The organism is Hydrogenophaga sp. (genome assembly GCF_019264445.1).
In the GTDB taxonomy this organism is placed as follows: Bacteria; Pseudomonadota; Gammaproteobacteria; order Burkholderiales; family Burkholderiaceae_C; genus Hydrogenophaga.
On record NZ_JAHVAB010000047.1, the window covers coordinates 56,365 to 69,255 of the forward strand.

Genomic DNA, 12,891 nt, shown 5'->3' on the forward strand with positions numbered 1-12,891 from the left:
ATGGCCCTCATCCTGATCCAATTGGCCCTCCACAATGCATGCCATTGTCTGGAGTCATGATGAACAAGCCGCCGTGCATGGTCTGGCTGCCTGCCGACCACCGCCTCATGGGCGATCACGGGCATCAGATGCCCTTTCTTCTGCTGGGCGACAAGTACGCCCGGGCCGTCAAGGTGGGGGCAGATGCCCAGCCGGTGATGTTCCCGCTGGCCGACACCGGCCAGATCAGCGAGCTGCTCGCGCTGGTGGACGGCGTGATGCTGACCGGCTCGCCCTCCAACGTGCACCCCTCCCATTTCGACGAGGCCGTGGCCGACCCCAGCCTGCCGCTGGACGCCGACCGCGACCTGCTCACGCTGGCGCTGGTGAAGGCCTGCGTGCACGAAGGCGTGCCGCTGCTGGGCATTTGCCGGGGCTTTCAGGAAATCAACGTCGCCCTGGGCGGCACGCTGCACCAGCGCGTGCACGAAGTGCCCGGGATGATGGACCACCGCGAGCCCAAGACGGCACCGCCCGACGAGCAATACGCGCCGCGCCACAGCATCCGCTTTGTGCCGGGCAGCGTGTTCGAGCAATGGGCGGGCGGCCCCGAGACGCAGGTCAATTCGCTGCACGGCCAGGGCATCAACCGCCTGGCCGCCGGGCTGGACGCGCTGGCCCATGCGCCTGATGGCCTGGTGGAGGCCTTTGGCGTGCGCGGCGCGCGCACCTTTGCCTACGCCGTGCAGTTCCACCCCGAGTGGCGCTGCTGGGAAACGCCTTTCTATGCCGCGATCTTCGAAGCCTTTGGCCGCGCCTGCCGCCAGCGCATGAACCTGCGCCTGCAAGCCGCCGACCTCGCCAGAGCATGACGTGAACACACCCTATAACCACAACGGAGATGGCACATGACAGCCCCCCAAAAGATGAGCTTCAACGATCTGGAAAACTGGCTCAACCAGAACCGCGTGACCGAAGTCGAGTGCCTGGTGCCCGACTTGACCGGGGTGGCGCGCGGCAAGATCCTGCCGCGTGAGAAGTTCACCGAAGACCGGGGCATGCGCCTGCCGCAGGCGATCGTGGCGATGGGGGTGACGGGCGAGTTTCCGGCCAGCGGGCCTTATTACGACGTGATCGAGCCGACCGACCGCGACATGCAGCTGCGCCCGGACCCGACCACCGCGCGCATCGTGCCCTGGGCCACCGACCCGACCGCGCAGGTGATCCACGACTGCTTCGACCACGCCGGCAAGCTCGTGCCCTTTGCACCGCGCAGCGTGCTGCGCCACGTGTGCGAGTTGTTCGACGCCGAGGGCCTGGACCCGGTGGTGGCGCCCGAGCTCGAGTTCTACCTGACCGCGCGCAACACCGACCCCAACACGCTGCTCAAGCCGCCGATCGGTCGCAGCGGCCGTGCCGAGACTTCGCGCCAGTCGTACAGCATCGACGCGGTCAACGAGTTCGACCCGCTGTTTGAAGAGATCTACGACTACTGCGACAAGATGAAGCTCAACGTGGACACGCTGATCCACGAAGCCGGTGCGGGACAGATGGAGATCAACTTCTTCCACGCCCACCCGCTGGGCCTGGCCGACGAGGTGTTCTTCTTCAAGCGCACGGTGCGCGAGTCGGCGCTGCGGCACGACATGTACGCCACCTTCATGGCCAAGCCCATCGCGGGCGAGCCCGGCTCGGCGATGCACGTGCACCAGAGCATCCTGAACAAGAAGACCGGCAAGAACATCTTCAGCAACGACGACGGCACGCCCTCCGAATCGTTCTACCACTACATCGGCGGCCTGCAGCGCTATATTCCGGCGGCCATGGTGCTGGTGGCGCCCTACGTGAACAGCTACCGCCGCCTCTCGCGCCACACCGCAGCTCCCATCAACATCGAGTGGGGCCACGACAACCGCACGGTGGGCATCCGCTCGCCCATTTCCAGCCCCGAAGCGCGCCGGGTGGAAAACCGCGTGATCGGCGCCGACGCCAACCCCTACGTGGCCATGGCCATGACGCTGGCCTGCGGCTACCTCGGCCTGAAGAACAAGATCAAGCCCAAGCCGGAGATGAGGGGCGACGCCTACCTGTCGCCGTACTCGCTGCCCCGCAGCCTGGGCGAGGCGCTGGACTGGCTGCGCCGCGAAACCGACCTGCACGACGTGCTGGGCAAGGAGTTCATCACGATCTACACCGAGATCAAGGAGCTGGAGTTCGACGAGTTCATGAAGGTGATCTCGCCTTGGGAGCGCGAACACCTCCTGCTGCATGTCTGAGCTCCCCCCGCGCCGCCTTCGGCGTCACCCCCCAGGGGGCAACGCTGGCGGCCCGGCAAAGCCGGTTCCGCGGCGTTACTGGATAACTACCCCTCTCTGAAAGCGAGCCTGTTGTGAACACCTCGACCCTCATTGCCCCGCCTGCCCTGGTTCGCCGTGCCGAGCAGCAGGACACCAAATCCATCCAGGCGCAAGACAGCGCGCACTTCATCCACCCGTTCACCGACCACGCCGGCCTGGCCGAGCGTGGCGCGCGCGTGATCACGCGGGCCGACGACATCTATGTCTGGGACTCCGAAGGCAAGAAGATCCTGGACGCGATGAGCGGCCTGTGGTGCGTCAACGCCGGTTACGGCCGCAAGGAACTGGCGGACGCGGCCTACCAGCAGACGATGACGCTGCCGTTCTACAACAGCTTCTTCAACACCACCAACGTGCCCGCCGTGCAGCTGGCCACCAAGCTGGCGTCGCTCGCACCGCAGGTGGGCGGGCGCAAGTTCGAACACGTGTTCTTCTCCAGCAGCGGCAGCGAGAGCAACGACACCAACGTGCGCATGGTGCGCCGCTACTGGGACCTGCTGGGTCAGCCCCAGCGCAAGGTCATCATCAGCCGCCACAACGCGTACCACGGCAGCACCATGGCCGGCGCCTCGCTGGGTGGCATGAGCGGCATGCACGCACAGGGCGACCTGCCCATTCCCGACATCGTGCACATCGAGCAGCCGCACCACTTCGAGAACGCACGGCCCGGCGAGAGCCAGGCGGACTTCGGCGTGCGCGCCGCGCGCTGGCTCGAAGAAAAGATCCTCTCCATCGGCGCCGACAAGGTGGCCGCCTTCATTGCCGAGCCGGTGCAAGGCGCCGGCGGCGTGATCATTCCGCCGGCCACCTACTGGCCCGAGATCCAGCGCATCGTCGACCAGTACGGCATCTTGCTGATCTCCGACGAAGTGATCTGCGCCTTTGGCCGCCTGGGCCACTGGTTTGCGTACGAAAAGTTCGGCTACCGCCCCGACCTCATCACCTTCGCCAAGGGCGTGACCAGCGGCTACATCCCGCTGGGCGGCGTGATGGTGGGCGACCGCGTGGCCCAGGTGCTGATCGAGAAAGGCGGCGAGTTCAACCACGGCTACACCTACAGCGGCCACCCCGTGGCCTGTGCGGTGGCGCTGGCCAACATCGAGCTCATGGAACGCGAGAAGCTGGTCGAGCGCGTGAAGAACGACACCGGCCCCTACCTGGCCGAGCGCTTCGAGGAACTGAACCACCACCCGCTGGTGGGCGCGGCCGAAACCTGCGGCTTCGTGGCCGGCCTGGTGCTGGTGAAGAACAAGGCGACAAAGAAGCTGTTTGACGAGAGCGTGAGCGCGGGCATGCGCTGCCGCGCGCACTGCTTCAAGAACGGGCTGATCATGCGCGCCGTGGGCGACCGCATGATCATCGCGCCACCGCTGGTGATGACCCGCGCGCAGATCGACGAGATGATGGACCTGATCCACCTCTGCCTGGACGCCACCGTGGACGAATTGCGCGCCGAAGGGCTGCTGGCCTGAGGGGCACGCGGGGCGCGAATGCACGGAATGGGTGCGAAGTGGCCCTAGAATGTTTTCCGCATACCCCTACGCGGTATCCCTGCTGCAGCCGGCGTGCGTTGGGTCTGGAAATTGCTAGCGCATTGGCAACGATTTCAGCCCCTGCCGGTTGAGTTCTTTCGGTCAACAACCATTGGAGTGAGCAACACCATGAAAAAGCAAGTTCTGGTTCTGGCGATGTCGGCAATGCTGCTGGCAGCCTGTGGCAAGAAAGAGGAGCCGGTGGCCGCTCCAGCCGCCCCGGTGGCTGCCGCCCCGGCCGCGCCCGCTGCCCCCGCCGGCCCGGTGCTGGACGCTGAAAAGGTCCTGAACGTCTACAACTGGCCCGACTACATCACCGAAACCCTGGTGGCCGACTTCGAGAAGGAGTACGGCATCAAGGTGAACTACGACACCTTCGAGAACAACGAGGCGCTGCACGCCAAGCTGGTCGCCGGCAATTCGGGCTACGACATCGTCATCCCCACCGCCGGTTTCGCCAAGAAGCAGATCGACGGCGGCCTGTATCAGCCCATCGACAAGAGCAAGCTGACCAACTACGCCAACCTCGATGCCGACTTCATGGCCAAGATTGCTGGCGTGGACCCGGAGAACAAGCACCTGGTGCCATGGGCCTGGGGCTTCACCACCGTGGGTATCAACAAGCAGAAGGTCGAGAAGGCACTGGGCGGCATGCCCATGCCCGAGAACGCGTGGGATCTCGTGTTCAAGCCCGAGTACTCCAGCAAGCTGCGCTCCTGCGGCATCGCCTACCTGGATTCGCCGAGCGAAATCCTGCCGGTGGCGCTGCACTACGTGGGCAAGCCGGCCTACAGCGAGAACCCGGAAGACTTCAAGCTCGCGGGTGAAATGCTCAAGAAGGTGCGCAAGGACGTGCGCCTCTTCTCCAGCACCATGATCGACGACATCGCCGGCGGCAAGGCCTGCGCGTTTGTGGGCTGGTCGGGCGACATCAACATCGCGGCCGACCGCGTGAAGGAAACCGGTGGCAAGGACGAGATCGTGCCGCTGCTGCCCACGGGCGGCGGTCTGGTGTTCATCGACACCATGGCCATCCCGAAAGACGCCAAGCACGTGAACAACGCGCACGTCTTCATGGACTTCTACCTGCGCGCGGCCAACGCTGCAGCCATGGCCAACGAACTGAACTACCCCACCGGCAACAAGGCTGCGCTGGCCGACATCAAGGACGAGGTCAAGGGCAACAAGACCATCTTCCTGAGCCCCGAGGACACGGCGCGCCTGATCCCCACCGGCGGCTTCTCCAACGACATCTCGGGCGTGTTGAACGAGACCTACAACGCGTTCAAGCGCGGCAAGTAAGCCGACCGACTCCCCTCGGGTACAAGGGCCGCTCATCCTGTCTGGTTGAGCGGCCTTTTTATTTCGTTCAGCGAAGAAACGGACTTCAACATGGCAGACACAACGGGTTTTCTGGTGACCGAGAAGCTGGTCAAGCGCTTTGACGAAGCGGTCGCGGTCGACGAGGTGTCGCTCTCGATCGGCAAGGGCGAGATCTTTGCGCTGCTGGGCAGCTCGGGCTGCGGCAAGTCCACGTTGTTGCGCATGCTGGCCGGCTTCGAGAAGCCGACCTCCGGGCGCATCCTGCTCGGCGGCCAGGACGTGGCGGCCATGCCGCCCTATGAGCGGCCGGTGAACATGATGTTCCAGTCGTACGCGCTGTTCCCCCACCTGGACATCTGGGAAAACATCGCCTTCGGCCTCAAGCGCGAAGGCCTGCCCAAGGCCGAGATCAAGCAACGCACCGACGAGATGCTCGCGCTGGTGCAGCTCACGCCGTACGCCAAGCGCAAGCCGCACCAGCTCTCGGGCGGGCAGCAGCAGCGCGTGGCGCTGGCCCGCAGCCTGGCCAAGCGGCCCAAGATGCTGCTGCTGGACGAACCCCTGGGCGCGCTGGACAAGAAGCTGCGCGAGCAGACGCAGTTCGAGCTGGTCAACATCATCGAGAAGGTGGGCGTGACGGTGGTGATGGTCACGCACGACCAGGAAGAGGCCATGACCATGGCCAGCCGCATCGCGATCATGAGCAAGGGCCGCGTGCTGCAGGTGGGCACGCCCGAAGAAATCTACGAGCACCCGAGCAATCGTTTCGTGGCCGACTTCATCGGCAACGTGAACCTGTTTGAAGGCCGCCTGACGGTGGACGAAGCCGACCGCTGCGCCGCCACCACCGGCATCGGCGAGATCCACGTGGGCCACGGTGTGAGCGGCACGCTCAACATGCCGGTGGCCATTGCCGTGCGGCCGGAAAAAATCGAGATCAGCAAGCAGCGCCCCGACACCGGTGGCCCCAATCTCTTCACCGGCAAGGTCAAGGAGATTGCGTACTTCGGCTCGTACAACACCTACATCGTGGTCGCCACCGACGGCTCCAAGGTGAAGATCACCGAGGCCAACACCTCGCGCCACGACCTCTCCGACATCACCTGGGAAGACGACGTGTACTTCTGGTGGGACGACCGCGCCGGTGTGGTGCTGAGAGATTGACCCCCTGCGCCGCTGCGCGGCTTCCCCCTGAAAGGGGGACGGTGCGAGAGGCCCGGCGAAGCCGGTTCCTCCGCACCCCTGGATAGCGTGTTTGGTTTGCCTACTTTTGCAGGAACTTCGTATGGCCTCTGTACCTATACCCGGCAAGCGTTTCGTGATCGGCGTGCCGTATGCGTGGCTGCTCCTTTTCTTCTTCCTGCCTTTCCTGATCCTGCTGTACATCAGCTTCGTGGACATGGGCGGCGACATCAGCCCCTTCAAGCCCATCTGGGACCCGGTCTCCGGCATCCTGAGTCTGAAGTACGAAAACTACCTCGCGATCTTCCGCACGGAAGAGGGTGCGCCGCTGTTTCGCACGCTCTACATCGACGCCTACCTGCGCTCGATCTGGTACGCGCTGTGCACGGCCTTCTTCTGTCTGGTGATCGGCTACCCCTTCGCCTACTTCATCGCGCGCTCGCCCGCCAGCATCCGGCCGGCGCTGCTGCTCATGGTGATGCTGCCGTTCTGGACGTCGTTCCTGCTGCGCGTTTACGCATGGAAAGGCATCCTGGCCGACCAGGGCGTGCTCAACCGGCTGCTGATGTCGATCGGGCTCACCAGCGAGCCCATTCCCATGCTGTACACCAACGTGTCCATGCTGATCGGCATGACCTACGTGTACCTGCCGTTCATGATCCTGCCGCTCTACGCCAACCTGGTGAAGATGGACTTCCGTTTACTGGAGGCCGCGTACGACCTGGGCACCACGCCCTTCAAGGCGTTCTGGCTCATCACGGTGCCGCTGTCCAAGGCCGGCATCGTGGCGGGCTTCATGCTGGTGTTCATTCCCTGCGTGGGCGAGTTCGTGATCCCCTCGCTGCTGGGCGGGCCGGAGAACCTCATGATCGGGCGCGTGGTGTGGGACGAGATGTTCACCGCCAACGACTGGCCGCGCGCCACCGCCCTCGCGGTGGTGATGATCGCGCTCATCGTCATACCGCTGGCCTTCTACTACCACTACACCGGCGACGCTGCCGACACACGCAAGTAAGGGCCAGCCATGAAACCACTGCTTGAAAAACACTTCGGCAAGTTCTGGCTGGCGATGGTCTTCGCCTTCCTGTACCTGCCGCTGGTCTTCATGATCGTGTTCTCGTTCAACAGCACGCGGCAGGACGCGCGCTTCACCGGCTTCTCGCTGCGCTGGTACGAGGCCCTCACACGCGACGACAAGATCGTTGAAGGTTTCTTCCTGTCGCTCAAGGTGGCGGCCATCACCGGCGTGCTGTCGGCCGTGCTGGCCACCTTCGCCGCCTTCGTGCTGGTGCGCTACCGCCGCTTCCTGGGCCGCACCATCTTCAGCGGCATGGTGAACGCGCCACTGGTGATGCCCGAGGTGATCATCGGCCTGTCGCTGCTGCTGCTGGCCGTGGGCGCACAGAACCTGTTTGGCTGGCCGCAGCGCGGCATGCTCACCATCATCCTGGGCCACACGCTGCTGGGCATGGCCTACGGCATGGTGGTGGTGCAGTCGCGCCTGATGGAGATGGACCGCTCGATCGAAGAAGCCGCCATGGACCTCGGCGCCAAGCCGCACCAGGTGTTCTTCCTGATCACACTGCCCAACATCTTCCAGGCCTTGCTGGCGGCGTTCCTGCTGGCGTTCACGCTGTCGTTCGACGACGTGGTGATCTCCGAATTTCTCTCCGGCCCGGGCGTGAACACGCTGCCGCAGGTGATCTTTGGCTACGCGCGCCGCGGCATCAACCCGACCATCTACGCCGCGGCCACGCTGCTGATCGTGACGGTGACCGTCGTGATCGTGAGCTACGCCGTGTGGGTGGCGCGCTCCACGCGCCGGCGCGAGCGCGAGATTGCGGCGGCGCTGAAGAGCTGACCTCCCCGCGCCTCGCCTGCGGCGCGTCACCCCCCAAGGGGCAACACCTGCGGCCTGGCGAAGCCCGTTCCGCGGTGTTCTGGTCCGGTTTGCCTCATGCGGAGCGGGCCAGTGCGGGCAAAGTGGACTGGCCGATTGCCGTGTTCAGGGCGTAGCATGAGGCCACTTGCCCACCCCCTCCGTTCGGGCTGAGCGGGTCGAAGCCCTTGCCCGTGCGGTGGTGGGCCCTTCGACAGGCTCAGGGCGAACGGATCTTTCGCCTGCTCACGCCATGACCACCACTGTCACCCAAGCATCCTCCCTCACCTTCGACGGCCGCGCGTTCATCAACGGCGAGCGCATCGCCGCGCGCGACGGCCAGACCTTTGACTGCTTCTCGCCAGTGGACGGCCGTCTGCTGACCGCCGTGGCGCGTTGTGGCGAGGCCGATGTGGACGCGGCCGTGGCGGCGGCCCGCGCGGCGTTTGAAGACCGGCGCTGGAGCGGCATGGCGCCGGCGCAGCGCAAGCGCGTGATGATCAAGTTTGCCGACCAGCTGCTGGCGCATGCCGACGAGCTCGCGCTCACCGAGACGCTGGACATGGGCAAGCCCATCAAGTACGCCAAGAGCGTGGACGTCAACAGCGCGGCCAACTGCATCCGCTGGTACGGCGAGGCGGTGGACAAGGTGTACGACGAGATCGCGCCCACCGCCAGCACGGCGCTGGCGCTGATCACGCGCGAGCCGGTGGGTGTGGTGGGCGTGATCGTGCCGTGGAACTACCCCATGATCATGGCCGCCTGGAAGATCGCGCCCGCGCTGGCCGCCGGCAATTCGGTGGTGTTGAAGCCATCTGAAAAGAGCCCGCTCACCGCGCTCAAGCTGGCCGAGCTGGCGCTGGCCGCGGGCATTCCGCCCGGTGTGTTCAACGTGGTGCCGGGCTACGGCCCCGAGGCGGGCAGCCCGCTGGCGCTGCACATGGACGTGGACTGCATCGCCTTCACCGGCAGCACCCGCGTGGGCAAGCAGATTCATGTGATGGCCGGGCAGAGCAACCTCAAGCGCGCCTGGACGGAGCTGGGTGGCAAGTCGCCCAACATCGTGTTTGCCGATTGCCCCAACCTCGACCAGGCCGTGGAGGCCGCGGTGGGCAGCATCTTCTTCAACCAGGGCGAGAGCTGCAACGCGCCGTCGCGCCTGTTTGTGGAGGCGTCCATCAAAGACGCGTTTCTGGAAAAGGCCCTGCAGCTCGTGCCGCAGTACCAGCCGGGCAACCCGCTGGACAAGGCCACGGTGATGGGCGCCATCGTCGACAAGGTGCAGATGGACAACGTGCTGCGCTACATCGGCCTGGGCAAGAGCGAAGGCGCGAAGCTGCTGGCCGGTGGCGAGGCGGCCCTGCCGGTGGCCGGCGGCCACTATGTGCTGCCCACCATCTTTGACGGCGTGACGCCGCAGATGACGATTGCGCGCGAAGAGATCTTTGGCCCCGTGCTTTCGGTGATGTCGTTCACCGACGCGGCCGAGGTGGTGCGCGAGGCCAACCGCAGCGTGTACGGCCTGCAGGCCGCCGTGTGGACGCGCGACATCAACAAGGCGCACGGCGTGGCGCGTGCGTTGCGCGCGGGCACGGTGCATGTGAACCAGTACGACGAAGACGACATCACCGTGCCGTTTGGTGGCTTCAAGCAGAGCGGGGTGGGGCGCGACAAGTCGCTGCACGCGTTCGACAAATACACCGAAACCAAGACGACCTGGATACGGATTGACAGCCCCGTTTAAGGAGACAGCCATGAATGCCATGACCGACATCAAGACCGACACCACCAACGCCGCCTGGCACCAGCGCCGGCTCGACGCCACACCGCGTGGCGTGGGCGTGTTTGGCGACTTCTTCATCGACCGCGCGAAGAACGCCGAGTTCTGGGACATCGAGGGCCGGCGCTTCATTGACTTTGCCGGTGGCATTGCGGTGCTCAACACCGGCCACGTGCACCCCAAGGTGCAGGCCGCCATTGCGGCGCAGCTGCAGCGCTTCACGCACAGCTGCTACCAGGTGGTGCCCTACACCGAGTACGTGGCGCTGGCCGAGCGCATCAACGCGCTGGTGCCCATCGACGGGCCGGTGAAGACCGCGTTTTTCTCGACTGGCGCCGAGGCCATTGAGAACGCGATGAAGATCGCGCGCTCGGCCACGGGGCGCAGCGGCGTCATCGCGTTTGGTGGTGCGTTCCACGGCCGCAGCATGTTCTCTGTCGCGCTCACCGGCAAGGTGCAGCCGTACAAGGCGGGCTTTGGCCCGTTCCCGCCCGAGATTTACCACGTGCCGTTTCCGTGCCACTGCGCGTCGCTGGACGACACGAAGCGCGCCATCGAACAGCTCTTCAAGTGCGACATCGAGCCCAGCCGCGTGGCGGCCATCGTGTTTGAGCCGGTGCAGGGCGAGGGCGGCTTCAATGTCATTCAGCCCGCCGCCGTGAAATGGCTGCGCGAGCTGTGCGACCAGCACGGCATTTTGCTGGTGGCCGACGAGGTGCAGACCGGCTTTGCGCGCACCGGCAAGATGTTTGCGATGGAGCACTTCGGCGTGAGCCCCGACCTCATGACCATGGCCAAGAGCATGGCCGGTGGCACCACGCTGTCGGCGGTGAGCGGCAAGGCCGCCATCATGGACGGCCCGGCCCCCGGCGGCCTGGGCGGCACCTACGCGGGCAACCCGCTGGCCATTGCGGCGTCGCTCGCGGTGCTGGATGTGATGACTGAAGAGCGCCTGCCCGAGCGCGCCCAGAAGCTGGGCGACCAGCTCATTGGCCACCTGATCGCCCAGCGCGCCGTGTACCCCCAGCGCATGGGCGATGTGCGCGGCCTGGGTGCCATGGTGGCGTGTGAGTTCGTCGACGCCAAAGGCGCGCCCGATGCCGACACCACCAAGCGCGTGCAGATGGCGGCGCTCAAGCGCGGCCTGCTGCTGCTCACCTGCGGGGTCTACGGCAACGTCATCCGCTTTCTGTTCCCGCTCACCATTGAAGACGCCGTGTTCGCCGAAGGGCTGGCCGCGTTTGACGCGGCGCTGGCCGAGGTGCTCGCTTGAGCCTGGTGCCGGTGCCCACACTGGCCCAGCGCATCGAGGCCCTGCGCGCGCAGGGCATCCACTCGGTGCTCGCCACCTTCACCGACCTGCCCGGCGCGCCCAAGGGCAAGCTGATCCCGCTCGATGGCCTGCCCGGCGCGGTGCAGCACGGCGCCGGTTTTGCCGGCCCCAGCATTGCCGGCACCGGCCTGCCGCGCATGGGCGCGCGCAGCGAATACATGGGCCGCGTGGTGCCCGAGAGCCTGCGCCCGCTGCCCTTCATGCCCGGCGTGGCACACGCCGTGTGCGACGGCTTTGCCGGCGGCGAGCCGCTGGACACCTGCCCGCGCCAGGTGCTGCAGCGCCAGGTGCAGCGCCTGCAAGCCGAACGCGGCTGGACGCTGTGGGTCGGCATCGAGCCGGAGTTCTTCCTGCTCCAGCGCAACGCGCAAGGCGCCTGGTGCGTGGCCGATGAGCAAGACCGCCTGGGCAAACCCTCTTACGACCTGCAGGCCATCGGCCGCAATTTCGGCTTTCTGGACGGCATGCGCCAGACGCTCACCGCGCTGGGCTTCCAGCTGGAGCAGATGGACCACGAAGACGCCACCGGGCAGTACGAGATCAACTACCGGCACGACGACGCGCTGGCCGCCGCCGACCGCTACCAGCTCTTCAAGCTCGCGGCGCATGCGGTGGCGCAGCAGCACGGCATGGTGTTCTCCACCATGCCCAAGCCGCTGGCACACGCGCCCGGCAGCGGCCTGCACTTTCACCTGAGCCTGACCGACGCCCAGGGCCGCCCCGTGATGGCCGACCCCGCCGGCGCGCTCGGCCTGAGCGAAGCCGGCCACCGCTTTGCCGCCGGCCTGCTCCACCATGCCGACGCACTCGCCGCCCTGTGCGCACCCACCGTCAACAGCTACAAGCGCCTGGCCGCCAGCCGCAGCGCGTCGGGCACCACCTGGTCGCCCGTGTGGAAGGCCGTGGGCGACAACAACCGCACCTGCCTCGTGCGCAGCGTGGCCGGGCGCATGGAATGGCGCCTGCCCGACCCCTCGTGCAACGTGTACGCCGCCCTGGCCGCCACGCTCGCTGCCGGCCTCAGCGGCATCGACCAAGCGCTGCCCGCCGCCGAGCCCTGCGCGCACGACCTCTACGAACGCCACGCCCATGGCGACAGCCTGCCCGCACGCCTGCCCCGCGACCTGCTCGCCGCGCTGGACGCGCTCGCCGCAGACGACACCCTGCGCGAAGCCGTGGGCCCCGCGTTCTGCGCGCAGTTCCTCGCGCTCAAGCACGACGAATGGGCCGCGTGGAGCCAGCAGGTGAGCGACTGGGAGCTGCAGCGCTACGCGGCTGCACCTTGACTGACCACCCCCGCGCCGCCTGCGGCGTCACCCCCTCAAGGGGGCGTACCTGGCGGCCCGGCGGAGCCGGTTCCGCGGGTGCCTTGAGGAATCGGGATAATTTCTCTCCTTGAGCACCTCCAGCCCCACCCCCACCGCAACCACCAAGACCTGGACCAAGAACGCCGACCGGCCCTTGCGCACGCTGAGCAAGTCCGTCGGCATCTGGGCGTTTGCGCATTTTGTGGGGGTGCCCGTGCC

At 66.2% G+C, this 12,891-nt stretch carries 10 protein-coding genes; all 10 read left to right on the forward strand.

Annotation, left to right across the window (positions count from 1 at the left end):
• Positions 1-59: 59 nt before the first annotated feature.
• Positions 60-851, forward strand: coding sequence for a gamma-glutamyl-gamma-aminobutyrate hydrolase family protein (locus tag KXJ60_RS08925; protein ID WP_291126438.1), 792 nt, complete (start codon positions 60-62; stop codon positions 849-851).
• Between the two features lie 36 nt (positions 852-887).
• Entirely contained in the window at positions 888-2,255 is a 1,368-nt protein-coding gene (locus KXJ60_RS08930; protein ID WP_291126440.1) for a glutamine synthetase family protein, read from the forward strand.
• A 113-nt stretch (positions 2,256-2,368) separates the two neighbouring features.
• Entirely contained in the window at positions 2,369-3,808 is a 1,440-nt protein-coding gene (locus KXJ60_RS08935; RefSeq protein WP_291126442.1) for an aspartate aminotransferase family protein, read from the forward strand.
• A 189-nt stretch (positions 3,809-3,997) separates the two neighbouring features.
• Complete coding sequence (locus KXJ60_RS08940; RefSeq protein WP_291126444.1) at positions 3,998-5,170, forward strand: extracellular solute-binding protein; 1,173 nt, start codon at positions 3,998-4,000, stop codon at positions 5,168-5,170.
• A gap of 90 nt (positions 5,171-5,260) precedes the next feature.
• Complete coding sequence (gene potA, locus KXJ60_RS08945) at positions 5,261-6,355, forward strand: polyamine ABC transporter ATP-binding protein (protein WP_291126446.1); 1,095 nt, start codon at positions 5,261-5,263, stop codon at positions 6,353-6,355.
• 121 nt (positions 6,356-6,476) lie between these two features.
• Positions 6,477-7,388 (forward strand): ABC transporter permease subunit, encoded by a 912-nt coding sequence (locus tag KXJ60_RS08950; RefSeq protein WP_291126448.1) that lies wholly within the window; start codon positions 6,477-6,479, stop codon positions 7,386-7,388.
• A 9-nt stretch (positions 7,389-7,397) separates the two neighbouring features.
• The gene (locus KXJ60_RS08955; RefSeq protein WP_291126450.1) at positions 7,398-8,234 is read left to right on the forward strand and encodes an ABC transporter permease subunit; all 837 of its coding nucleotides are present in this window, start codon (positions 7,398-7,400) and stop codon (positions 8,232-8,234) included.
• A gap of 271 nt (positions 8,235-8,505) precedes the next feature.
• Positions 8,506-9,996 (forward strand): aldehyde dehydrogenase, encoded by a 1,491-nt coding sequence (locus KXJ60_RS08960; protein WP_291126451.1) that lies wholly within the window; start codon positions 8,506-8,508, stop codon positions 9,994-9,996.
• A gap of 10 nt (positions 9,997-10,006) precedes the next feature.
• Positions 10,007-11,305: a 4-aminobutyrate--2-oxoglutarate transaminase gene (gabT, locus tag KXJ60_RS08965; protein WP_291126452.1), complete on the forward strand. Its 1,299-nt coding sequence runs from the start codon at positions 10,007-10,009 to the stop codon at positions 11,303-11,305.
• A 5-nt stretch (positions 11,306-11,310) separates the two neighbouring features.
• Positions 11,311-12,651 carry a type III glutamate--ammonia ligase gene (locus tag KXJ60_RS08970; protein ID WP_363318075.1) on the forward strand — a complete coding sequence of 447 codons (1,341 nt, stop codon included), beginning with the start codon at positions 11,311-11,313 and terminating at the stop codon, positions 12,649-12,651.
• The last annotated feature ends 240 nt before the right edge of the window (positions 12,652-12,891 follow it).